This window comes from Rahnella perminowiae (assembly GCF_019049755.1).
Lineage (GTDB): Bacteria > Pseudomonadota > Gammaproteobacteria > Enterobacterales > Enterobacteriaceae > Rahnella > Rahnella perminowiae.
On the sequence record NZ_JAFMOS010000592.1, the window covers coordinates 1 to 24608 of the forward strand.

Annotated in this window: 22 protein-coding genes; 10 read left to right on the forward strand and 12 right to left on the reverse strand. The window is 53.9% G+C overall.

What is annotated here, in order from left to right:
- Positions 1 to 38: 38 nt before the first annotated feature.
- From asmA to apbC, 4 genes are all read right to left on the reverse strand, one after another.
- Positions 39 to 1889 carry an outer membrane assembly protein AsmA gene (gene asmA, locus J1785_RS17660; protein ID WP_129952674.1) on the reverse strand — a complete coding sequence of 617 codons (1851 nt, stop codon included), beginning with the start codon at positions 1887 to 1889 and terminating at the stop codon, positions 39 to 41.
- Positions 1890 to 1932: 43 nt separating this feature from the next.
- On the reverse strand, positions 1933 to 2514 hold the full coding sequence (gene dcd / locus J1785_RS17665; protein WP_120133513.1) for a dCTP deaminase: 582 nt from the start codon (positions 2512 to 2514) through the stop codon (positions 1933 to 1935).
- 37 nt (positions 2515 to 2551) lie between these two features.
- The gene (gene udk, locus J1785_RS17670) at positions 2552 to 3193 is read right to left on the reverse strand and encodes a uridine kinase (RefSeq protein WP_013575064.1); all 642 of its coding nucleotides are present in this window, start codon (positions 3191 to 3193) and stop codon (positions 2552 to 2554) included.
- Between the two features lie 146 nt (positions 3194 to 3339).
- A complete protein-coding gene (gene apbC / locus J1785_RS17675) occupies positions 3340 to 4452 on the reverse strand; it encodes an iron-sulfur cluster carrier protein ApbC (RefSeq protein WP_129952673.1) in 1113 nt (370 codons plus the stop codon).
- Between the two features lie 109 nt (positions 4453 to 4561).
- Between apbC and metG the strand changes: the two genes are divergently transcribed.
- Positions 4562 to 6634 (forward strand): methionine--tRNA ligase, encoded by a 2073-nt coding sequence (metG, locus tag J1785_RS17680; protein WP_255466766.1) that lies wholly within the window; start codon positions 4562 to 4564, stop codon positions 6632 to 6634.
- 42 nt (positions 6635 to 6676) lie between these two features.
- On the opposite strand, the gene J1785_RS17685 is transcribed toward metG, so the two are convergent.
- Complete coding sequence (locus J1785_RS17685; protein ID WP_129952671.1) at positions 6677 to 6949, reverse strand: DUF1127 domain-containing protein; 273 nt, start codon at positions 6947 to 6949, stop codon at positions 6677 to 6679.
- A gap of 168 nt (positions 6950 to 7117) precedes the next feature.
- Here J1785_RS17685 and J1785_RS17690 point away from each other — a divergent pair, with 168 nt between their 5' ends.
- Entirely contained in the window at positions 7118 to 8536 is a 1419-nt protein-coding gene (locus tag J1785_RS17690) for an aminotransferase-like domain-containing protein (protein ID WP_129952670.1), read from the forward strand.
- A 24-nt stretch (positions 8537 to 8560) separates the two neighbouring features.
- The gene (locus J1785_RS17695) at positions 8561 to 9451 is read left to right on the forward strand and encodes a LysR substrate-binding domain-containing protein (RefSeq protein ID WP_129952669.1); all 891 of its coding nucleotides are present in this window, start codon (positions 8561 to 8563) and stop codon (positions 9449 to 9451) included.
- Positions 9452 to 9511: 60 nt separating this feature from the next.
- Here J1785_RS17695 and J1785_RS17700 read toward each other — a convergent pair whose 3' ends face one another.
- Complete coding sequence (locus J1785_RS17700) at positions 9512 to 9787, reverse strand: CBU_0592 family membrane protein (RefSeq protein WP_015696885.1); 276 nt, start codon at positions 9785 to 9787, stop codon at positions 9512 to 9514.
- A 217-nt stretch (positions 9788 to 10004) separates the two neighbouring features.
- On the opposite strand from J1785_RS17700, the gene J1785_RS17705 reads away from it, so the two are divergent.
- Genes J1785_RS17705 through J1785_RS17725 form a run of 5 tightly spaced genes read left to right on the forward strand, consistent with a single transcriptional unit; the run spans position 10005 to position 17038 of the window.
- Positions 10005 to 11588, forward strand: coding sequence for an ABC transporter substrate-binding protein (locus J1785_RS17705; RefSeq protein WP_129952668.1), 1584 nt, complete (start codon positions 10005 to 10007; stop codon positions 11586 to 11588).
- On the forward strand, positions 11588 to 12535 hold the full coding sequence (locus tag J1785_RS17710) for an ABC transporter permease (protein WP_129952794.1): 948 nt from the start codon (positions 11588 to 11590) through the stop codon (positions 12533 to 12535). Before J1785_RS17705 ends, J1785_RS17710 begins: the two co-directional genes overlap by 1 nt.
- 11 nt (positions 12536 to 12546) lie before the next feature.
- Positions 12547 to 13374, forward strand: coding sequence for an ABC transporter permease (locus J1785_RS17715; protein ID WP_129952667.1), 828 nt, complete (start codon positions 12547 to 12549; stop codon positions 13372 to 13374).
- On the forward strand, positions 13371 to 15014 hold the full coding sequence (locus J1785_RS17720; protein ID WP_129952666.1) for an ABC transporter ATP-binding protein: 1644 nt from the start codon (positions 13371 to 13373) through the stop codon (positions 15012 to 15014). Before J1785_RS17715 ends, J1785_RS17720 begins: the two co-directional genes overlap by 4 nt.
- A complete protein-coding gene (locus J1785_RS17725) occupies positions 15011 to 17038 on the forward strand; it encodes a CocE/NonD family hydrolase (RefSeq protein ID WP_129952665.1) in 2028 nt (675 codons plus the stop codon). Before J1785_RS17720 ends, J1785_RS17725 begins: the two co-directional genes overlap by 4 nt.
- A 102-nt stretch (positions 17039 to 17140) precedes the next feature.
- Here J1785_RS17725 and J1785_RS17730 read toward each other — a convergent pair whose 3' ends face one another.
- Complete coding sequence (locus J1785_RS17730; protein ID WP_129952664.1) at positions 17141 to 17587, reverse strand: winged helix-turn-helix transcriptional regulator; 447 nt, start codon at positions 17585 to 17587, stop codon at positions 17141 to 17143.
- 112 nt (positions 17588 to 17699) lie between these two features.
- On the opposite strand from J1785_RS17730, the gene J1785_RS17735 reads away from it, so the two are divergent.
- On the forward strand, positions 17700 to 18494 hold the full coding sequence (locus J1785_RS17735) for an SDR family NAD(P)-dependent oxidoreductase (protein WP_129991882.1): 795 nt from the start codon (positions 17700 to 17702) through the stop codon (positions 18492 to 18494).
- A 92-nt stretch (positions 18495 to 18586) separates the two neighbouring features.
- The gene (locus tag J1785_RS17740; protein ID WP_129952662.1) at positions 18587 to 19276 is read left to right on the forward strand and encodes a fumarylacetoacetate hydrolase family protein; all 690 of its coding nucleotides are present in this window, start codon (positions 18587 to 18589) and stop codon (positions 19274 to 19276) included.
- Positions 19277 to 19296: 20 nt separating this feature from the next.
- Here J1785_RS17740 and J1785_RS17745 read toward each other — a convergent pair whose 3' ends face one another.
- The 5 genes from J1785_RS17745 to J1785_RS17765 all read right to left on the reverse strand — a co-directional run bounded on the left by J1785_RS17745 (position 19297) and on the right by J1785_RS17765 (position 24358).
- Positions 19297 to 20103 carry a hypothetical protein gene (locus J1785_RS17745; RefSeq protein ID WP_129952661.1) on the reverse strand — a complete coding sequence of 269 codons (807 nt, stop codon included), beginning with the start codon at positions 20101 to 20103 and terminating at the stop codon, positions 19297 to 19299.
- Positions 20103 to 20300 (reverse strand): hypothetical protein, encoded by a 198-nt coding sequence (locus J1785_RS17750; protein WP_129952660.1) that lies wholly within the window; start codon positions 20298 to 20300, stop codon positions 20103 to 20105. Before J1785_RS17750 ends, J1785_RS17745 begins: the two co-directional genes overlap by 1 nt.
- 137 nt (positions 20301 to 20437) lie before the next feature.
- Positions 20438 to 21919: an L-asparagine permease gene (ansP, locus tag J1785_RS17755; RefSeq protein WP_129952659.1), complete on the reverse strand. Its 1482-nt coding sequence runs from the start codon at positions 21917 to 21919 to the stop codon at positions 20438 to 20440.
- A gap of 239 nt (positions 21920 to 22158) precedes the next feature.
- Positions 22159 to 22998 (reverse strand): transcriptional antiterminator BglG, encoded by an 840-nt coding sequence (gene bglG, locus J1785_RS17760; protein WP_129952658.1) that lies wholly within the window; start codon positions 22996 to 22998, stop codon positions 22159 to 22161.
- 124 nt (positions 22999 to 23122) lie between these two features.
- A complete protein-coding gene (locus tag J1785_RS17765; RefSeq protein WP_235174257.1) occupies positions 23123 to 24358 on the reverse strand; it encodes a carbohydrate porin in 1236 nt (411 codons plus the stop codon).
- Between the last annotated feature and the right edge of the window lie 250 nt (positions 24359 to 24608).

Sequence of the window (24608 nt, forward strand, 5' to 3'; positions counted from 1 at the left end):
CCGTTTTTTTATACTCAGAATACGCTTAGAGGAAGAGATTATTTGTTTAATAATTTCTCAACATCGCCTTTTTCTTTACTGTCCTTGCGTTTATCGGCCCAGTTTTGAATGGCGCTGCGAGCGCTTTGTTCAAGCGTACGCCTCAGTATCTGATCCACCTGTAACTGATATCCCATCTGAGCCCAGGGTCCGTAAACCCGCAACGGGATATCTGTCGTTTTCAGGGTATTGATCAAATTGCTGTCACCTTTCCAGCCACCGGTAACACGAATCAGCAAGTTCATATCCACCTTTTGATTCGACATATCGATTGTTCCGTCACCTTTCCCGGACACCATGGGCGACTGGCCTTCAAGGTTACTCAGGGTCAGTGTCCCTCCGGCCAGATGTCCCTGTGCTTTCAGCGTATCGATCTGGCTATAGTGTTCATACTTTTCCAGCCCCTGAACATTACTGGTATTACGGCTGACGGCCTGTTGGATAAGCTGCTGAATATTAAGGCCGTTCAGACGCGCATTATCCATGGAAAGTTGCCCGTCGCCTTGCCAGCGGCGTGCGAAATCGGCGGCCGATAGCCCCTCTCCGCTCACATCGCCCTGCATCGAGAAGCTGCCGGTCAGGACTTTCGGTAACCCGTAAGCCGCCAGAAAATCGCCCAGTTCAATGCTATTCACATCCGGTGTCAGATGAACATGAATTTTATTCCCGGTGACATCCACAGTGCCAGGCAGAGAAAAGTGCCCGGCCCCCATGTTGCCGCTTAATGCTGGCAAAGAAATCTTGCCCTGCTGATTGACCGCATTCAGTGCAAGGTTCTGGATTTTCATCCCGCGATAGGTGAGATCCGCCACCTTCAGCGCCAGCGTGGCATTGAAGGTTTGCAAATTATTCAGTCCGTTGGGTTGTTCATCCACATCACGGGCAATAACGGGGGCGGAGGTAACAGACTGCGCCGTTTGCGATGCGGGCTCATCAGTCTTAGGCTGCCAGCCTGTCAGTGCATCAAGATCAAGTTTATTGGCGTTTAAATTCAGTTGGTAATCCGCCCGTTCACCCAGCTTCGCGGTGGCCGTACCGGAAATCTGATTATCATTGGCGGTCAGTGCCAGCTGATTCAGCGTCACCAAATTATTATCCCGCTGGTAGCTGGCCTGCATCGAGCCGTTTCCCTGAAGACCTTTCACCGGAATATCGGCACCGCTGAGCTGATAAGTGAATTTGCTGATGTTGGCAGAGACAGCCTGCGGATAGTGCTGCATATCCAGTTCAGCCTTCATCGTGAAAGACAGATCGCGCTGATCGCGGTTTATGCGGCTTGAAAGCTGGATGGTAGCCTGACGGTTGTCATTCTTTTCCATTTCCAGATTGATATCGCGCACGTTGATCTGCTCGTCATCACCACGCTGCCAGATGAGTAAACTGTCAGCCACACTGATTTTATCGAGATCAAATTTCCAGCCTGCTTCCAGTTCAGAGGCCGCTGGGGCAACAGGCGTTGGCGTAGAAGGTGCCACCGGCGCATCAGGTTGATTTTCTTCCGTTTCCGGTGTTAAACGAATAACAGCGTTTTTCAGCAGAACCTGCTTCACCGCAAGCTGATGAGAAAGAAGAGGCCAGAGTTTGACATCCAGCCGCATATTTTCCGCACTGACCACCGGGACTTTAGCACCCGGTGCGGTCACTGATGTCTGACCGGCAATGATGCTAAGCTGCGGCCAGACATGCCACCGCAGTGAACCGTTGATGGCCAGCTGATAGCCGCTTTTCATCTCGACCCTTTCCACCATGTACTGGCGGAAATCGTTCGGGTTAATCAGGAATACCAGCGAAGTCATGCCGGCAATGATAACCACCAGTAAGATCACCAGTGTTGTCAGTAGTCTTCTCATGCCTTCCTCACGTTTTTATCCGTAAAACGGATGAAAAACAGAATCAGTCTTTATCAATACGACTGGCAATAGCGCTTTGCTGGTCGCGGTATTTCGCGTCCTGACGACTATTGTACGGCCTTGCAGCAGAACCCGATAACGGCTCAAAACTCAGCGCGCCAATCAACATTCCCGGGCGAAGCGCCAGCGGGAGCTTACCTGAATTATAGAACTCCAGAACGATACGTCCCTTCCAGCCCGGATCAATACGGTGTGCGGTTACGTGCACCATCAGCCCGAGACGCGCCAGTGAGGAGCGTCCGTCCAGCCAGCCCACCAGATCGTCAGGAATAGTGACCGACTCATAGGTCACTGCCAGCGCCAGTTCCCCCGGATGCAGGAAGAATGCTTCACCTTCCGGCAACACAATTTCATCACTCATCACTTTATCGAGCGCAGCACTGACTTCGTCTTTCGGGCCACTCAGATCGATATAACCCGCGTTATGCCCGAGGAAAACGCGAAATCCGTTTCCCAGACGCACATCTACCGTTGCACCATTAATCCGTTCAACCGGCGGACGGGGTGAAATGCCTAATTTGCCGCTGTCCAGCCAGGCTTCTATATCTCGGTCGCAAAGTCTCATCGTATCTCCGGTGTGGTGTTAACGGATTGTTCCGCGATTAATTGAAGAACTGGCTGATTTTAGCCTTGAGGATATCAATCGCAATCCGGTTTTTGCCGCCGCGCGGTACAATGATGTCTGCGTATTGTTTTGAAGGCTCGATAAATTGCAGGAACATTGGACGTACCGTTTTCTGATACTGCGCCATCACGGAATCCATTGAACGACCACGTTCGTTGACGTCACGTTTCATGCGGCGCATCAGGCATATATCCAGCGGGGTATCGACGAAGATGGAGAAATTCATTTCGTCACGTAAACGCGCGTCGGTCAGGAGCAGGATCCCTTCCAGAATAATCACTTTCTTCGGTTTAAGAGTGACGGTCTCTGGCAGACGGGTATGCTCAATGAAGCTGTAGCTCGGTAATTCAATTGCCTGACCAGACTTCATAGCCTGTAAATGCTGGAACAGTAAATTGTGGTCCATCGCACTTGGATGGTCGTAGTTGGTTTTGACCCGCTCTTCCATGGTCATGTGACTCTGGTCTTTATAGTAGCAATCTTCCGGGATGACCCCGATATGCTCATCACCGACCTGATCACGAAGTTCACGGTATAACGTACTGGCGATGAGGCTTTTTCCCGAAGCAGATGCGCCAGCGATACCCACGATGACACACTGATGGAATTTGTCAGACATAAAATTAAAGACCTGATTTGGAAGTTGGAAGGCAAGCACAGACATATGCTTTGAACGCGCCAATTATAAGTACAACACACTGCCCGATGCCAGCGTTAAGGCGGTGTAATCGCTGACATCAGGCAATAATTCGCAGAGTTGGGGGATTAAACGGCTCTGAAGGCAATTTCTGTCGGGATGGCGTCGCCTTTCCAGAACAGTTGTGACGCAATTTTTGCCGCCAGTTCGCGGTAAATCACTGTGAATTCGCTTTCCGGATTAGAAACCACTGTCGGCTCGCCACGATCTAAATCCTCACGCAGTGAAATATGCAGCGGCAATTGCGCCAGCAATTCGCAGCGGTATTTCTCGGCCAGACGTTGCGCGCCACCGGTACCGAAAATCGGTTCGTGATGCCCGCAGTTGCTGCACACATGCATGCTCATGTTCTCGACAATCCCCAGCACCGGCACATGGACTTTCTCAAACATCACGATGCCCTTCATCGCATCAAGCAGCGCAATATCCTGCGGCGTCGTGACCACTAAGGCGGCGGTCACCGGAATATTTTGCGACAGCGTAAGCTGAATATCACCGGTACCCGGTGGCAGGTCGATGACCAGATAATCCAGATCTGGCCACAGCGTATCCTGCAGCATCTGCATCAGCGCTTTGCTGGCCATCGGCCCGCGCCACACCATGGCGTTTTCATCTGTCACCAGATAGCCAATCGAGTTGGTCGCCAGGCCGTGCGCCATAATCGGCGACATGTGCACGCCATCCGGCGAGGTCGGGCGTTCTTCTTCAGTACCCAGCATATTCGGGACAGAAGGCCCATAAATATCCGCATCCAGAATACCAACTTTGGCACCTTCCGCCGCCAGCGCCAGCGCCAGGTTAACCGCCGTGGTAGACTTCCCTACCCCGCCTTTGCCTGAACTTACTGCCAGAATATTACGAACACCCTTGATACCCGGCTGTTCGTTTGCCCGTTTGATGGTGGCAATGTCGTGGCGCAGATTCCACTGAATCGCAGACGCCCCCGTCACCCGCAACAATTCGCTGCTGGTTTCTTCCTTTAACGCATCAAAACCGCTGTTCCAGGCGAACGGCAGGGTCAGATCAATATGTAAAACTTCATCCATTAACACGCAGTGATGCAACGCTTTCATCGCGGGCAAATCTTTTTGCAGTGTGGAATGGCGGAAGGTGGCCAGTACGCCGGTCACGAGTGCGCGCAGCCCTGCGGGTGTGGTCTGCTGTGGGGATTGAGATGTCATCCCGGCTCCTTGAAAGGGGTTATCAGACGAGGTATCTGCCTTAAGCATAACAGAACACACGCAAGGAGATCCCCCCGTTTGTTTACGCGGGGCGGCGCTTTCGGTTAACATCAATGCCCCTGATTTCAACTACAGAAAGCAAGCTCTTACTATGGCTCAAGTCGCGAAAAAAATTTTGGTAACCTGTGCACTTCCGTACGCCAACGGATCCATCCATCTCGGTCACATGCTCGAGCACATCCAGGCTGACGTCTGGGTTCGTTACCAGCGAATGCGCGGCAATGAAGTGCATTTCATCTGTGCGGACGATGCACACGGCACTCCGATCATGCTGAAAGCACAGCAACTCGGGATCAGGCCGGAAGAGATGATTGCCGAAATGAGCCAGGAGCATCAGAAAGATTTCGCCGGCTTCGGCATCAGTTACGACAACTATCACTCCACCCACAGTGATGAAAACCGTGTGCTGTCAGAGCTGATTTACGGTCGTCTGAAAGAAAACGGTTTTATCAAGAATCGCACTATTTCTCAGTTGTACGATCCGGAGAAAGGCATGTTCCTGCCTGACCGTTTCGTTAAAGGTACCTGCCCGAAATGTAAATCGCCTGACCAGTATGGCGATAACTGCGAAGTATGTGGTGCCACCTACAGCCCGACTGAACTGATCGAGCCGAAATCTGTGGTGTCGGGCGCGACGCCGGTGCTGCGTGATTCCGAACATTACTTCTTTGATTTGCCTGAGTTCAGCGCGATGTTGCAAGCCTGGACCCGTTCCGGCGCACTGCAGGAACAAGTGGCGAACAAAATGCAGGAATGGTTTGAACATGGTTTGCAGCAATGGGATATCTCCCGCGATGCCCCGTATTTCGGTTTTGAAATTCCGGATGCCCCGGGCAAATATTTCTACGTCTGGCTGGACGCGCCCATCGGCTATATGGGCTCATTCAAAAACCTGTGTGACCGCCGCAGCGATCTGAATTTCGACGAGTTCTGGAAAAAAGACTCCACGACCGAACTGTACCATTTCATCGGTAAAGACATCGTTTACTTCCACAGCCTGTTCTGGCCGGCAATGCTGGAAGGCAGCGGTTTCCGCAAGCCGACTAATCTGTTCGTGCACGGCTATGTCACCGTCAACGGTGCGAAAATGTCCAAGTCCCGTGGCACGTTCATCAAAGCCAGCACGTATCTTAACCATCTGGATGCAGACTGCCTGCGTTACTACTACGCGGCAAAACTGTCTTCACGCATCGACGATATTGACCTGAATCTGGAAGATTTCGTGCAGCGTGTTAACGCCGATATCGTCAATAAAGTCGTCAATCTGGCGTCACGTAATGCCGGTTTTATTGCCAAACGTTTTGACGGCAAACTGGCTGATAAGCTGGCCGATGAAGCGTTGTACAAAACCTTCACCGATGCCGCGGAAAGCATCGCTCAGGCTTACGACAGCCGTGAGTCAGGTCGCGCCATCCGTGAAATCATGGCACTTGCTGATCTGGCCAACCGTTATGTCGACGAACAGGCTCCGTGGGTGGTGGCGAAACAGGAAGGCCGTGATGCCGACCTGCAGGCCATCTGCTCAATGGGAATTAACCTGTTCCGTGTACTGATGACCTATCTGAAACCGGTTCTGCCTGCATTGTCAGAGCGCACAGAAGCTTTCCTGAATACCCGCCTTGACTGGGACGCGATTGCCCAGCCGCTGCTGTCGCATCAGGTGAATCCGTTCAAAGCGCTGTTCAGCCGTATCGAGATGGATAAAGTGACCGCGATGGTTGATGCCTCAAAAGAGGATATCGCTGCAGCCAAAACTCCGGCAACCGGACCGCTGGCCGATGACCCGATTCAGGAAACCATCACGTTTGATGATTTTGCCAAAGTGGATATGCGTATCGCGCTGATCGTAAGCGCTGATTTCGTCGAAGGTTCAGACAAACTGCTGCGTCTGAAGCTGGATCTGGGCGGCGAAACGCGTCAGATTTTCTCCGGTATCCGTTCTGCCTATCCTGATCCGAAAGCACTGGAAGGTCGTCTGACCATCATGGTCGCGAACCTCGCACCGCGTAAAATGCGCTTCGGCATCTCTGAAGGGATGGTGATGGCGGCGGGCCCTGGCGGAAAAGACATCTTCCTGCTCAGCCCGGATTCCGGCGCACAGCCGGGTATGCAGGTGAAGTAAAACTCATGACCGCTCCTCCCCTTCGCAGGGGAGGGCGCAAAATCACTTCGGCCAGTTCGGCCAGATGGCTTTAGGATATTCTTTGTCAATATCCGATTTCGCCAGACCAATATCCTTCAGCTGATCCGCGTTCAGTGAATGCAAAATCTTGCGGCTGACGCGCCGCTCATTCCAGTCGTGCACGACGGCAAATAACTGTTTTACCCATCCGGCTTTTTTCTGCGGCATCTGTACTGCCCGCTCAGGTGTTGCGATCTCTGCACAGACACGCGTGTCACATCCGGCAAACTGCCGATCTTCAATGATTTTTTTCATATTCTGCTCCCGTTGACGACCTGACATCAGGATCTAACAAACAGTGAAAACATTACAGATTCAGTTTTTTTGTATTTCGACCATACAGATCTGGATCTGATGACAGATTAAGCGTTAGATTGTGTCCATCTGTACTGCTTTCTTTGCGCAGGCGTTGAGGAAAAGAAAATGAACCGTTACGAAAATCTGGCAAATGTCTTGAGTGACCGTATTGAACAGGGCCTGTATCCGGCGGGGATCCGCCTGCCTTCGGTGCGGGTGTTAAGCAGCGAACATGGCGTCAGCGTCAGTACGGTTCAGCAGGCCTACCGGGTGCTGGAAGAAAAACAGCTGGTGGAAGCGCGGCCCAAATCCGGCTACTTCGTGAAAGATGCGCGTCTGCAGGCAGCATTGCCGGCGGTTTGCCGCCCGACACAACGTCCTGTGGATATTTCCCAGTGGGATCAGGTGCTTGAATTGATCACTTCGCCGCATCGTCCCGGTGTGGTTCAACTCGGGCGGGGCTCGCCGGACGTCACGGCAGCCACGCTCAGGCCACTCAGCCGTCTGATGGGCCGGGCCGGACAGCATCAGAATCTCAATGCATTTCATTACGACAGCATTTACGGCTCGGAAGAATTGCGCGAACAAATCGCCCGCCTGATGATTGACAGCGGCAGCCACATGGATGCCAGCAATATTCTGATCACCACCGGTTGCCATGAAGCCCTGTCTATCGCTATCCGTTCGGTCTGCGAACAAGGTGATATTGTGGCGGTGGATTCGCCGAGTTTTCACGGAGCCATGCAAACCCTGAAAGGTTTCGGCATGAAAGCGCTGGAAATCCCGACTGACCCGGTGACTGGCATCAGCCTCGAAGCGCTGGAAATGGCACTCGAGCAGTGGCCGGTCAAGGCCATACAACTGACACCAAACTGCAATAATCCGCTCGGTTACAACATGCCGGATGACCGGAAAAAAAGTCTGCTGCGACTGGCACAACGCTACGATATCGCCATTATCGAAGACGATGTTTATGGTGAACTGGCGTATCAGTATCCGCGCCCTGCTACCATCACTTCTTTCGATGAAGATGGCCGCGTATTGCTGTGCAGCTCGTTTTCAAAAACGCTGGCGCCCGGTTTACGGGTCGGCTGGATCGCGCCGGGTCGCTACCATGACCGCGCATTGCACATGAAATACATCACTACCGGCGCGTCGGCGACGCTGCCACAAATCGCAATCGCCGATTTCATCAGACAGGGACATTACCTGCAGCATATGCGCCGGATGCGTAATCAGTACCAGCGCAATCTGTGCATCATGACCGACTGGGTGATGAAGTATTTTCCGTGTGGTACGCGTGTCAGCCGTCCGCAGGGCGGTTTTTTGTTGTGGATTGAACTCGATGAACGCGTGGATACACAGCGCCTGAACCGGCTGCTCGAAGAACATCTCGTGCAAATTGCCATCGGTTCGATATTCTCTGCTTCAGGCAAATACCGTAATTGCCTGCGCATCAATTATGCCCAGCCCCTGACTGCAAAAACTGAACGCGCCATCCAGCAGGTCGGTCTGACGATTTCGCTGATGCTGGAAAACAGCTAAACGCCCATGCGGGGAGACTTTACCGTGCAGATAGAACCGTTACCGCCACTGAACACGCTGGTGGCTTTTGAATGCGTGGCGCGTTATTGCAGTTTTTCCCGGGCAGCCGATGAGCTGAATCTTACTCAAAGTGCCATCAGCCGCCAGATCATCCAGCTGGAGGAAATGCTCGGATGTAAACTTTTCCAGCGCGCTCAGCGTAAAACGACCCTGACGCCACGCGGTGAAACCTATGCGCATCAGGTGCGTAAATTACTGGGCGATATTTCGCAATCCACGGCGGAAGTCATGGGCTGGAATGGTTTACCGCAGGTCACACTGGCCTGTACCAGCGCCATGAGCGGCCTGTGGTTGTCGTCCCGCCTGTCGTTATTGCGCCAGCTTTTGCCCGATTTGCAAATCCGCATGAAAATTTCCGACAGCTTTTCAGACCTTAAGTCATCAGAATTTGATCTGGCTATCTTCTATCTGCGGGAGCCGCCGCCCGGATACCACGTTCAGGCGTTGTTTGACGAAGTATGTTATCCGATGTGCTCACCGCAATTTCTGGCTCGTCTTCCGCCGGAGGCCAGCGCCGCCGATCTTCTGGAACAAACCCTGCTGATTCAGGATGATCCACAGCGTGAATGGACAGGCTGGCGCGACTGGTTTGCCTCACAGGGTGTCAGCTTCGTGACGCCGCGCAGAACGTGGCGCGCCAATAATTATCCGTTCCTGGTGCAATCGGCAGTGCTGGGCGACGGGATATTGCTCGGCTGGGAAGGACTGGTGCAGGATTATATCAATAATGGCCAGCTTGTCGCCGCGCATCCCGGCAAACTGGCGGCGGCAGGAAAATGCTACATGCTGACGCCGCAGGATCGGTTCCTCAAACCCATGGTACACAAAGTTATTAACTGGCTGAAACAGCCTTAAATAGTTTGCTTCCTCCCCTGCGAAGGGGAGATGGAGATTAATAAGAATCTTATATGTTAATTATATATCCGTCGGCGGGATTTTATTCCTTTCAAGGTATCTGCGTTTTCTCGCCGAATTCATGCCAATTAATGTAAATAATAGCCAGCATGACTGTGAAATACAGGATGCAAGGTTAAAATCATGACTTAATGAATACAGACCAAACACACCGCCGATTATATTAAGATAGGCGTAACTGTTAGCATCAACCGCTAGCCTGCGCATTTGAACCAGCGCATAAGCCAGAAGATAGCAAAACACGCCAATTAAGCCGACAACCGTATGCAGTTCCACCGGTCACTTCCCTTTTCAGACGTTGGTAGATCAGAAAAATAAAGCTTTTCAGGGTGTTCTGCCGCGCATTTTTCGCATACCCTCATGATAAATTCTCATGCAAGTTCAACAGGGGGTTTTGATATAAATCATCAAGGCAAACCATTGCGCCCATTGATCCACCCGGGATATTTCACCTGCACCTAAAAAATTCCAGCACGTACTATGGAGAAAATTAATGAAAGATAATAATTCCCCTTTGACGAAATTAATGCAGGATGCACAACTTAGCCGTCGCGGCTTTATTACCAGCGCTTCCGCTGTGGGTATTACGAGTGCCATGGGCTTTTCACCGTTCTCTGCTTTTGCTGCTGAACCGAAAAAAGGCGGCATATTAAAACTGGGTATGTCAGGGGGAAATACCAGTGATACGCTGGACCCGACATTATTTAGCGACTGGGTCCCGCTAAATCAGGCATATATGCTGATGAACGGCCTGATTGAAATTGACGAAAATAACAAAGCCACACCTGAATTATTCTCCGCGTGGGAGGCCAAACCCGGTGCTGCTGAATGGGTGTTTACCCTGCGCGAGGGCGTGACTTTCCATAACGGTAAGACGCTGGATGCCGATGACATTCTTTACTCCATCAACCTGCATCGCGGCGACAAATCCAAAAGCGCGATCAAGTCCCAGCTGGCCCCGATTACCGGTCTGACTAAACAGGGCGATAAGCAGATCCTGATCACGCTTGAAAGCGGCAACGCCGACCTGCCCTATCTGCTGGCGGATTACCATCTGGTGGTGGTACCGGCAGGCTTCACCGACTGGTCTCACCCGATTGGCACCGGCGGTTTTATCTTTGATCAGTACGAACCGGGTGTACGATCGCTGTTTAAACGCAACCCGAATTACTGGAAACCGGATCGCGCCTTTGTCGATGCCGTGGAAGTGCTGGTCATCAACGACCCGACCGCCCGCACCAACGCCCTGATTTCCGGTCAGGTTCACGCCATTAACCGCGTTGATTTCAAAACCGTCGACTTCCTTAAACGCAGCCCGGCACTGAATATTATTCGTTCTTCCGGCGGCCAGCATTTCACCTTCCTGATGGACTGCAGCGTCGCACCGTACAACAACAACGATGTGCGCATGGCAATTAAACACGGTATAGACCGTCAGAAAATCCTAGACACCGTGCTGCGCGGCTACGGCTCGCTGGGCAATGACCACCCGATCCCTAAGACCGATCGCTTCTTCAATCACAGTCTGGAACAGCGCGTTTACGATCCGGACAAATCGAAGTTCTATCTGAAAAAAGCCGGTCTGACGGATCTTAAAATCGAACTGTCCTCCTCTGACGCTGCTTTTGCCGGTGCGCTCGACGCCGCGGCTCTGTTCCAGGGGCAGGCACAGAAAGGCGGTATTCAGGTCAACATTAAACGCCAGCCCGCCGACAGCTACTGGGACGATGTATGGATGAAAGCACCGTTCAGCATGGGTTACTGGGGCGGGCGTCCGACCGCTGACCAGATGTTCTCCACCGCCTATCAGTCGACGGCGAAATGGAATGACACCCACTGGAAAGATGAGAAGTTTGACGCCTTGCTGTTGCAGGCCCGTTCACTGCTCGATGAGGGCAAACGGGCCGAAATTTATGGCGAGCTGCAAAGTATCGTGCGCGATAACGGTGGCGCGATGATCCCGCTGTTCGGCGATTATCTTGATGCGGCCAGCAAAAAAGTCGGCGGTATCAAACCCCACCCGATGTTCAACTTCATGGGTGGTCGTCTGGCCGAGCGCGTCTGGCTGGAGGCATGATGAAGAAAAGGATTTTACAGCGGATCCTGTCAGGCATTGTCACGCTGTGGCTGGTTTCTGTGCTGATTTTTATCGGCACGGAAATGCTGCCCGGCGACGTCGCGACGGCCATTTTAGGCCAGAGTGCCACGCCTGAAACCGTGGCCGCGTTGCGTCTGCAACTCGGGCTGGATGAGCCGTCAGTGCTACGTTATCTGCACTGGCTGGCGGGCATTATGCATGGTGACTTAGGACAGTCGCTGGCGAACGGGCGTGCCATCAGCGATGAATTACTGCCACGTCTGGCAAACACCCTGTTCCTTGCCGGATATGCGGCGGTGATCGCGATACCGCTTGCCGTCGGTTTAGGCATCGCATCCGCCATCTGGCGCGGTTCCGTTTTTGACCGGCTGGCGAATACCCTGACGCTAATCAGTATTTCGGTGCCGGAATTTTTTGTCGGCTACATTCTGGTCATCGCTTTCGCTATCCGGCTGACATGGTTCCCGAGTCTGGCAATGGTGGACAGCAGTTCCTCGTTCATCGACCGTCTTTACGTCTGTACGCTGCCGATGGTTACCCTGACGCTGGTCGTGCTGGCGCATATGCTGCGCATGACGCGTGCATCAGTCACCGCAGTGATGGCCAGCCCGTACATTGAAAGCGCGGTGCTGAAAGGCATTCCGCGATGGCGGATTGTGGTATCTCACGCCCTGCCCAACGCCCTTGCGCCAATCATTAATGTCGTCGCGTTCAATCTGGCGTATCTGGTGGTGGGTGTCATCCTGGTGGAAGTGGTGTTTGTCTATCCGGGCATCGGGCAATACATGGTGGATGCGGTCACCAAACGCGACCTGCCGGTGGTTCAGGCCTGCGGCCTGCTGTTTGGCGGCACCTATATTTTTCTCAACACCACCGCCGATTTACTGGCGATCTGGTGCAATCCACGCCTGCGCCATGCGCGCTGAAGAGGGAACGCATGAACCGATATTTCATTAACATCCCGCTGTCGGCCTGGATTGGTATTGTGATCATTGCGGTGAACCTGCTGGCCGCTATTTTTGCGCCGTGGCTCGCGCCGCACAGTGAAACTGAACAGGTCGGTGACATTTGGTTGCTGCCCTCCGCCGCCACGCCATTTGGCACCGACAGTCTCGGTCGCGACATGCTGTCACGCATCCTGTTTGGTGCCCGCACCACCATTGCTATCGCGCTGACTATCACCTTCAGTTCTTTCATCATCGGCATCGTCACCGGCTTTACGGCGGCGATTTACGGTAAATGGGTGGATATGGTGCTGTCGCGCATCGTCGATACCGTGATGTCGATTCCGGTGCTGATTTTTGCGCTGATCGTATTGTCCGTGATGGGCACCTCTGTTCCCGTGCTGGTGCTGACCATCGCCCTGCTTGATGCCACCCGAGTGTTTCGTCTGGCACGGCTGGTAGCGCAGGCAATTGTCTGTCAGGAATATGTTGAAGCGGCGCGTTTGCGTGGCGAGGGGCTGCGCTGGGTGCTGTTCCGGGAAATCCTGCCTAACGCCCTGCCGCCGCTGCTGGCGGAGTTTGGCATGCGCTTCTGCTTTACCTTCCTGTTTATCGCGGGCTTAAGCTTCTTAGGGCTGGGCATTCAGCCGCCGTATGCCGACTGGGGCAGCATGGTGCGTGACAATGCTCAGGCGATTAACTTTGGTCAGTTCGCCCCGCTATATCCGGCGGCAGCGATTGCCTTGCTGACGATTGGCGTCAATCTGGTGGTCGACTGGCTGCTGGCACGTAACAGCCTGCCGCATGGAGACGAAGCATGACACGCACGATTTTAGAAATGCGCGGCCTGCGCATCGAGACCCTCGACGGTTCGCCGCTGGTGCAGGATATCTGTCTGAAACTGGCAGCCGGTGAAGTGCTCGGCCTGATTGGCGAATCCGGCGCAGGGAAATCGACCATCGGACTGGCGGCGCTCGGCTATGCACGTCAGGGTTGCCGGATTGCCGGTGGCGAAGTCTTGCTGGACGGCACGGATATCGTTTCTCAGCCTTCGCATATCAAACGTCAATGGCGCGGCAAGCGCGTGGCGTATGTGGCGCAAAGCGCAGCAGCCTCGTTTAATCCGGCGCTGACCATCGAAAAACAGGTCTGCGAAGGCCCGATCCGCCACGGTCTGATGAGCCAGGAAGAGAGCCGCCAGTGGGCGATTTCGCTGTTCCGCTCGCTGGATTTACCGGACCCTGAAAACATTGGCAAACGTTACCCGCATCAGTTGTCCGGTGGCCAGCTTCAGCGTGCAATGGCCGCCATGGCCATGTCCTGTAAGCCTGATTTACTGATTATGGACGAGCCGACTACCGCGCTGGACGTCACCACGCAGATTGAAGTGCTGGTGATGCTGCGCAAACTGGTGCGCGAGTTCAACACGGCGGCGCTGTATATCACGCACGACCTGGCCGTTGTCGCCCAGCTTGCTGACCGGATTATGGTGCTGCGGCACGGCAAAGAAGTGGAAACTGGCAGCACGCAGACCATTCTGGAAAATCCGCAGCAGGAATATACCCGCAGACTGGTGGCGGAACGCGAACACGCCCTGACACCACTGACCGGCGGCCATGAAACCGCCGGTCAGCCGTTGCTGACGATGCGCAAACTGAGCACCGGCTACAACGGTAAGCAGGTAGTGCATGACGTCAGCCTGCAACTGCCGCGCGGCAAAACGCTGGCGATTATCGGCGAATCCGGCAGCGGAAAAAGTACGCTGGCACGGGCGCTGGTGGGTTTACTGACGGATACCGAAGGCTCGGTGGATTTCGACGGCATTTCGCTTTCACATCATTTCCATCAGCGCGATAAAGAAACGCTGCGCCGCATGCAGATGATTTATCAGTTGCCTGACGTGGCGCTGAATCCGCGCCAGACACTGCTGGATATCATCGGCCGCCCGCTGACATTCTATTTCGGCATGAACAAAAAGCAGGTACGTGAGCGTGTGGAAGAATTACTGCGACTCACCGAACTGCCGGTCAAACTGATCGACCGTCGCCCGGGTGAGCTTTCCGGCGGGCAGAAACAGCGCGTCTGCATCGCCCGTGCGCTGGCTGCGCAGCCGGAACTGATTATCTGTGATGAGGCGACGTCAGCACTCGATCCGCTGGTGGCGGAAGAAGTGCTGAATCTGTTGCGCCGCTTACAGGAACAACTCGGGCTGTCGTACCTGTTTATCACCCACGATTTAGGTACGGTGAAACGTATCGCCCATCAGGTGGCCGTGATGTATCAGGGTCAGGTGGTCGCCAGCGGCGATACTGACGTGGTCTTCAGCGCGCCCATGCACAGCTATACCGAAAAACTGCTGACCTCCGTACCGGAAATGCGCACCAGCTGGCTGGATGACGTTCTCGTCCAGCGTGGCACGGCGCTACCTGCGGCAGCGATTTCCCCGACAGGAGTCTTATGAACACCAAACGCATCGTGACTGAATTCCCGCACGCCGTCACCGTCACTGAACATCTGTGGATCCCGCTCCGTGATGGCACGCGTCTCGCTGCGCGCCTGTGGCTGCCGGACGACGCTGAACAGCAGCCGGTTCCTGCGATCCTCGAATACATCCCTTACCGCAAACGCGACGGGACCCGCACCCGCGACGAACCGATGCACGGTTTCTTCGCCGGCAACGGCTACGCAGTCGTACGTGTGGATATGCGCGGCAGCGGCGAATCCGACGGATTGCTGGCCGATGAATACCTGCTTCAGGAGCAGGACGACGCACTGGAAGTCATTGAGTGGATCGCTGCACAACGCTGGTGCAGCGGCAATGTGGGCATGATGGGCAAATCCTGGGGGGGCTTTAACGGTCTGCAGGTCGCTGCCCGCCGCCCTGCCGCCCTGAAAGCCATCATCACTGTCTGCTCCACCGACGACCGTTACCGCGACGATATTCACTACAAAGGCGGCTGTCTGCTCAACGACAATCTCTGGTGGGGCGGCATTATGCTGGCGTATCAGAGCCGCCCGTCGGATCCGGCGCTGGTCGGTGAAAGCTGGTACAAAGACTGGCTGAACCGTCTGGAAAATATGCCGTTCTTCCCGGCATTATGGATGGAACATCCGCTGCGCGATGAATACTGGCAGCACGGTTCCGTATGCGAAGACTGGCCGGCAATCCAGTGTCCGGTCATGGCCATCGGCGGCTGGGCCGACGCCTACAGTAACGCCGTGTTCCGCCTGATGGATAATCTGAAAGTGCCACGCCGCGCCATTCTCGGCCCGTGGGCACATATTTATCCGCAGGACGGCACACCGGAGCCGGCAATTGGTTTCTTACAGGAAGCCGTGCGCTGGTGGGATCACTGGCTGAAAGGTGAAGACAATGGCGCGATGGAAGGCCCGATGATCCAAACCTGGTTGCAGGACAGTCAGCCGCCATCGGCGATGCGTCCGGTCAGCCGTGGCGAATGGGTGGGATTTGATCGCGGCACCGCCAGCAATATCAGTCACAGCCCGCGATGGCTGACACGCGGCCAGCTCAATACCCAACCGGACGTTGATGCCGGGGTGCTCAATATCTGTTCGCCGCAAAACCATGGCCTGATGGCCGGTGAATGGATGGGCGCAGGCGTGCCCGGCGAAATGCCGCCGGATCAGCGTGTCGATGACGGCATGGCGGAAATCTTTGACGGCGAACCGCTGGCTGAGCCGCTGACCATTTTCGGCTTCCCGGAATTTACCGTCGAACTGAGCAGCGATAAACCCGCCGCCATGCTGTATGTCCGGCTTTCTGACGTCGCGCCGGACGGTTCGGTAAACCGTGTCACGCACGGGTGGTTGAATTTGTCGCATCTGCACGGCCATGACCAATCTGTGCCCCTTATTCCCGGCCAGAAAGTCAAAGTGCCGGTACAACTGGACGGTATCGCACACCGTTTTGCCACCGGCCACCGGATGCGGCTCTCGCTGGCCACCACCTTCTGGCCGATGATCTGGCCGATGCCTGAAGCCGCGACGCTGACGTTAGATTTGCACAGCGCGCAACTCAGCCTGCCGGTGTGCGGGCAACCGGTGTCGGTTGATGGCCCGATCAGGGAACCACAAAGCGCACCGCTGACGCCGCAAACTGTGCTGTCCCCCGGCCGCGTTGACCGTAACATCACTTACGATTTCCTCACGGACAGCTGGACCAGCGTCACGCATGGCGTGGGGGGCGTATTCGGCGAAGGCGTTTACCGCTTTGATGATATCGACACCACCGTCGACCACAGTCTGCGTCGTGAACTGACGGTCAGTAACAGCGATCCGCTTTCCGCCCGTTATCTGCTCACACAGACCATGAAAATGGGACGTGAAGGCTGGTGGATGGAGGCGGAAATTACGCTTGAACTGCGCAGCGACCTGACACATTTCATCGTCAGCGGTGATATGGTCGTCAGCCTGAACGGCGAGGAAGAGTTTACAAAATACTGGCATGAGAGGATTGCGCGGTAATCTTGCTCCTCCCTTTCTCAGGCGCGGGAGCCGATCGCGTCATTGCGGGTTTCGCTTTTAGCTCCTCCCCTTCACAGGGGAGGAGCTGATCGAATTCAAATTTTAAATCTCAGGAATAATCGCCGTAATATCCCGGCTCTCAAGTACCCGCCCGTCCTGCGCGTGGATTTCCAGCTTACGCAGCGGCTGGCGGTTTTCGATATCCACCAGTTGCGTACAGGCTTCGCCTTCTTCAAACAAATATTCACTTCCCCACTGCCCCAGCGCGACCAGCACCGGTTGCAGCGCCCGCCCTTTTTCGGTCAGTACGTAATCCTGATACGCCGAGCCGTCGGCAGCGGGTTCAATCTTTAAAATGCCTTCTGCCACCAGCGCCTTAAGCCGGGTGCTGAGAATGTTTTTCGCCGCCCCCAGACTGCGCTGGAATTCGCTGAATCGCGAGATGCCGTACATCGCGTCGCGGACAATCAGCAATGTCCACCAGTCGCCGATTAAATCCAGCGCACGGCCAGCCGGACAAGGCGTGTTTTCCAGACGGGTTCGTTTCATGGCACTTCCTGCTTAATGCGTTTAAGAAAATCTGGTTGCATTATAAAACCACTGGTGCTAAAAATCATCTGGTTTTATTATTAAACCAATTACTCAACACCGAGGTTATACCATGTCAGATACAACTCGCTCTCAGCCCCTGGCCTTAATCACCGGCGCATCCACCGGCATTGGCGCAACCTATGCCGATCGCCTGGCGAAACGTGGTTACGATTTAATCCTCGTTGCCCGTGACGTTCAACGCCTGAACGCGCTGTCGGACCGCCTGCAACAGGAAACCGGCGTCAGCGTCACTGTGCTGCCTGCCGATTTAACCCGCAGCGAAGATTTAACCCGCGTTGAGGAATTTATCCGCGCTACACCGCAGATTTCCCTGCTGGTGAATAATGCCGGCGCTTCGCTGAAAGCCGGTTTTGAAAACAGCGACGCCAATGCCATCGAAAATCTGATCGCCCTGAACGTTACCTCCGTCGCACGTCTTTCCCGCGTGGCCTTCGACGGCCTGATCAGCCACAAAGACGGGGCAATTATCAATATTGCATCTGTCATGGCGCTGGCACCGGAATTGCAGTCTGCGGTGTATTCCGCCACCAAAGCCTTTGTACTGACCTTCAGCCAGACGCTGCAATTTGAAATGGCCGGACGCGGTCTGTACGTTCAGGCGGTGCTGCCTGCCGCAACGCGTACAGAAATCTGGGAACGTTCTGGCAAAAATATCGATGAAGTCCCGGGCGTGATGGAAGTGGGTGAACTGGTGGATGCCGCCTTACTGGGCTTTGACCGCAAAGAAAAAATCACCATTCCACCACTACAGGACGAAAAACAGTGGAACGATTTTGATGCCCTGCGCGGTGCGATGGTGCCAAACTTCCTGCAGGCTCATGCCGCACCGCGTTACAAAGCCTGACAGTGAGACATTGACCAGTAACATAAATTTACTGGTCAATGTGGATTCGCTTTGCAAATATGTTAATTCGATAACTTTGTGAAGTGAATGCGATGACTGAATATGTAATTGCTGCACCTGAAGTTCCGTCTCTCGCCGTCGAAGGCCAGAGCGCCCGTTTCCCGTTGCGCCGCGTGTATTGCGTTGGGCGCAACTATTCCGAGCACGCCCGCGAAATGGGCCATGATCCTGATCGCGAACCCCCTTTCTTCTTTGGCAAACCGGCTGATGCCGTGGTTCCCGCCAGCGGCAATGTGCCCTATCCGACCCTGACCGAAGACCTGCACTATGAAGTGGAGCTGGTCGTCGCGATGGCAAAAGGCGGTAAAAATATTGCCGCTGAAGACGCACTGTCACACGTCTGGGGTTACACCGTGGGTGTGGATTTGACCCGTCGCGATATTCAGGCACAGGCCAAGAAACTGGGACGTCCGTGGGATTTCGCCAAAGGGTTTGATGCTTCCGCACCGGCGAATCCGCTGCTGCCGGTGAGTGAGACAGGTCATCCGGCGGCCGGTAAAATCTGGCTCGACGTGAACGGTGAGAAACGTCAGCGCGGTGATTTGAGCGACCAGATCTGGCAGGTGGCGGACGTTATCAGCTATCTGTCTCAGGCGGTGGAACTCAAACCTGGTGATCTGATCTATACCGGTACACCAGCCGGTGTGGGACCGGTCGTGCGCGGTGACGTGATCACCGGCGGCATCGAAGGTCTGAGTGATTTCAGCTTCACTATCGTGTAATACCTGCGGGACGTCTTATTTCAGGCGTCCTTCTCGCCAATTTTCCGGGCCATTTCTTCCTCAATCAGCGGAATAAGTTTCTTAAACGCGCAGGCGCTTGAGGGATCAAACAGCGACAGGGTTTCTATCTGGCTCAGTAAAATCACCTTTCGAAATTTCAATACACTCACCGGTTCTGACACAGGTGTGATGCCATGTTCCTGATAATAGCGGGCATAATTGTGCTCGACGCGCAGCTCCAGCGTATCTTTATCGCGATAGCCGCTGACCATCGGGATCACCACAACGTTGTCTGATGAACTCGTTTCACATTTTGCGGTATGTACCATGCCGATATATACGCGCCGCGACTGTAACGTGATAAACACCATATCGCCCTCTTCCATACACTGATACAACAGCCCTTCCACGCCGTTGGCGCGGGTGAGTTGTTTGTACAGTTGTTTGCGTCCGGCAGTATTGAGGCGTAAGCCCGGCGACCAGGTGGTGCGCACCAGGCACAGCATCACGGAAACGGCAAGCATAATCACCACCGGTGCCTGAATACCTAAAAAGCTCCAGTTGATGAAATCACGATGGTAGTGCACATCCTGTTGCTGATGCGCCAAAGCGGGCAGCCAGTTGATGACGTCAGAAATCCCCCACAGCACCAGATACACCAGCGCGATGACCAGCACCCCCTGCAGGACAAAAATACAGCCATACAGAGCCACCAAAAAATAGACGTCCCAGCCGAAGGTGCGTTTAAGTTTGAAACGCGATGAAATGTCGCGGGTGGTGTACCAGTAGCCGCAGACCATTAAGACCATGAAAACCGCTGTCGCCATTACAGTACGCTCATACGTTTGACGTGACGGGCAAAGTCTTTCTGCATCTCCTGATTAGCCAGGTTGACTGACGCCGTACCGTTTTCATCAATCAGAATACGCTCACCTTCTTCCAGCGTGTTATCCCTGTCTGCGGTACTTAGCAGCCCGAGGAATTTTTCCGGGCTGGAGAATATGTGTAAAAAAATCTTCAACATTTGCTCCCCTCTCATCATAAAAGAATAAGCCTAGTCAAAGGAGAGAGGCACTATGGCTGTTTCGGATTTTTTTACCGGGCACGAATGAAAAAGGGCCACCTTCACGGCAGCCCTTTGCTGAAAATCTGCGAAACGAATTATTTCGCGTTAAGACTTGCCTGATGCGCTTCTTCCTGCTCAGCCTGTTCGGCATGCACTTCAGCCGCACGTTTGCGCAGACCAATCCAGCCCAGGACCAGCAGGAGGATCAGCACCGGGATGGTCGCCACCGTGTAGGTGCCGTTCGGGTAGTCAAAGGCCATCAGGATCAGCACGCCCGCCAGGAACGCCAGCGTCAGCCATGAGGTTACCGGTGCCCACGGCATCTTGAAAGACACGTCTTTTGCACGGCCTTCTTTGATGGCAGTACGCAGTTTCATCTGACAGACAATGATGAAAGCCCATGAACTGAGGATGCCGAGTGAGGCGACGTTCAGGACGATCTCAAACACCTGTGAAGGCACGTAGTAGTTGAGAATAACACCAACAATGTAGATGCCGACAGTCACCAGAATACCGGCGTACGGCACCTGCTGCGCACTCATCTTAGACATGAATTTCGGTGCTGAGCCGCCCATCGACAGGGAACGCAGAATACGACCGGTGGAATACAGTCCGGAGTTCAGGCTCGAAAGCGCCGCCGTCAGCACCACGATATTCATGATAGTACCGATGTAAGGCACGCCCAGCTTACTAAAGAAGGTAACAAACGGACTTTGCCCCGCCTGATACGCATTCCATGGCAGCAGCAGAACCAGCAGCACTACGGAGCCGACGTAGAACAAGGCAATACGCCAGATAACGCTGTTAATGGCTTTCGGCAGCACTTTCTCAGGATCTTTAGTTTCGCCCGCCGCGGTACCGACCAGTTCGATGGCTGCGAATGCAAAGACCACGCCCTGCACCAGAACCAGCGCCGGCAACAGCCCGTGCGGGAAAATACCGCCGTTGTCGGTGATCAGATGCAGGCCGGTGGCGTTACCGTCCAGTTGTTTGCCGGTGCCGAGGAACACCACACCAACCACCAGGAAGATAGCGATCGCGGCCACTTTGATCAGCGCAAACCAGAATTCCATCTCAGCAAACCATTTCACGCCAATCATGTTCATGGTGGCGACAATCGCCAGTGCGCCCAACGCAAACATCCATTGCGGAACATCACCGAAGGTTCCCCAGTAGTGCATGTACAGAGCCACTGCGGTGATGTCGACAATGCCGGTCATCGCCCAGTTCAGGAAGTACATCCAGCCTGCTACATAAGAAGCTTTTTCACCCAGAAACTCACGGGCATAGGATACGAAGCTGCCGCTGGTCGGACGGTGTAAAACCAGTTCGCCCAGTGCACGCAAGATAAAGAATGAAAAAATACCACACACCGCATACACGATAGCGAGTGCCGGGCCTGCCATCTGTAAACGCGCCCCCGCGCCGAGAAACAGACCGGTACCGATAGAACCACCAATGGCAATCATCTGAACCTGACGGTTGCCCATACTCTTGTGATAACCGTGATCGTGGGAATCCAGCCAGCGCCGTTTAGCCGCGTGCTTCGCCTCTGCCGTTTTCTTATGAGACTTCATTATGAGTTGTTCTCCAAAATAACCTTCACCTGACGCCGGGTGCTGCAAGCAAACGATTGCAAGCCTCGCCGTTTATGGGGTTTACCCACTGTAGTTTTTTTAGCCGGAACTGTTTTGGTGCAATAACGGCGAAGGATGCTACCTGTTCTCACTAACCGTGGCAAAAAAAACCGTCATAAAAAATTGTGAACAGTCATATTTCGCGATGCAAATTTTGCGTCTGCGTGCGGTCAGGACGATTATTTCGGCAGACTCTCTTTTCTCACCCGTTCGATATTAATGGAGAGATACATAATTTCTTCCGTGGTCAGTTCGCGCTGATATTGCGCGGCCAGGTAATCGGCGATTTTTTCCGCGCACAACCACGCCTGCGGATAATTCTCTTTCACCGCCACATGCAGGGTCATGTCGTCGTCGGCCACCACCGTGCGGCTGAGCATGCGCTGGGCGAAGAATTTAAGATGGGTGACGAAACGCTGGTAGCTCAGTGCTTCTTCGTCATATTCGATACGCAGCTGGTATTTCACCAGATTGAGGATTTCCTGCATCACACGGGTGATCTGCGCCACTTCCGGCATTTCACCGTTAAGTTGTGCGTTGACCAGATGCAGGGCAATAAAACCCGCTTCATCTACTGGCAGCCGTACGCCGAGACGGGTGTCGATGATCTCCAGCGCTTCCAGCCCGAGGGCATATTCTTTCGGGTAGAGACGGCGGGTTTCCCATAATAAGGCATTACTGATAGGCACTCCCTTCTTCTGCCGTTCAATGGCAAAATTGCAATGGTCGGTGAGTGCGATATACAGGTTTTCCTGAAGTTTCCCCAGCCGCCCGCGAGCCAGTGAAATAATCTGATCGCAGGTCGTCATCACTTCCATCGGAATATGCGACAACAGCTCCGTCAGATGTGCGACCAGTTCGTCATTCTGCAGGGCGAAGACTTTCTCGATTTTGCTGTCATCCAGTTCATCCCCGGCTTTCTTCATAAACGCCAGCCCGCGTCCCATAACGACCTGTTCGCGCTGCTGTTCGTTGACGACAACCACCACATTATTATTGAGTATTTTGGCGATTTTCATTGTGACTCCCTGAAAAGAAAAACCCAATCGTCCGTACGGATGATCAGGTTTTGTCTGCCGCAGTCTGCGGATCTGCCTGTTAATTTTACCAGATCCGATCCGCAGTCAGGCGTAAATTTTGTACTCAGAACGTGACGATGGCCTTAAGTCCGGTCACCCAGGCATCCTGCGTTTCCTTCACCCCGCCCGGCCGGTACCAGTATTGCAAATCCGGTTGCAAAATCAGCCATGAACGCACTTTGATCTGATAATACAGATCGGCGTTGACGGAATGGCCTGACAGCGGCGTATACAGCGGATTGCCGTAATCATCGACCTGATAAAGAGTATTCAGGTTTTCCTGATTCTGACGGTAATGGTTACTCATCTGAATATGTGTCACACCCAGGCCCAGCCAGTCTTCCGGACGCGCATCAAACAGCCCGCGATAGCGCAGGGAAGCTGCCTGCGTGTAATGAATGGTATTACTGCGCTGGTCGCCTACTCCCAGGCTGTATGACACGCTCATGCCACGGTTCGGATCATCACCGCGCTGTGTGATCTGCTGGTTGAAGCCGGTATACATAAACCAGGTGCTGCTGTGTTTGCGGTAACCTTGCGGATCCGTTGCGCCGACACTTTGCGTTTTCCCCTGCGACAAATCGGTTTGCGGCGAATTGGTATACAGCAGGCCGAAGTTATAAATACCCGGCAAACCATTCACCTTGGTTTTCAGTTCCGCTTCCATCGGCAGCAGGATACCGCGGGCGCCTTTCAGGGAGCCGCTCCAGGCGTATTTACGATCCGACGCGTCCGGGTTCTGTTCCATGATGCCGGTTTTCAGCGTCAGTTCCGATGTCAGTTTGTACTGAACCGTGGTGCCCCAGTAATGTTTATTCCAGTTGTACCAGGTCATGGAGTTGGCGGATTTACCGCCGCACTGGCTCAGCAACTGAAAATCACAGGGGATTATCTGGTCGAAGTCCTGATTTTTGTTCATCATGCCGATGCGCCAGTGCAGTTTGCGATCATCGAAACTACGGCCAAAGGTCAGCCAGCCCAGACGGGTTATTGACTGTCCGCCCCAGCTCTCCTGCGCAAGGTCGTTAAATCCGACGCGCGGATCCTGTGTACGTTCTGTGGTCAGATTATCGTTGTGGTTACGGTTAACAATGTTCCCTTCGATGGCCGCGTCGGGAATGCCGGTGTACATTTCCAGATCCTGCGTAAAAGTCAGCGAGAACTGATCGATATACGCCAGATGTTTATCATGGTTGTAACCGCCACCAGCGTTGTAAGAGGATTCACTCAGATAACCGAGCTGATAATGGAAACCGTGGTCTTCGATGATCGGACGGATACCCAGCATATCGCCGAACATGCCCTCGCCCGGCGCTTCAAAACCAAGCACGGTACCGTTCCAGTTACCGGCGGCCTGGGCAGCATGATTATGTAGTGCAGAGAAACACAATACCCAAAATCCATATTTCAGCAGATGCTTTATTTTATTATTTTCTTTATATTGAGGTGTCGGAGAAGTCAGAGAAAGTGTCATTATTATATTTCCGTCTGATTATTTTAAATGATCATTATTGTTATTTTTAATACAGAGCGAACAGGCGGCTTATAAT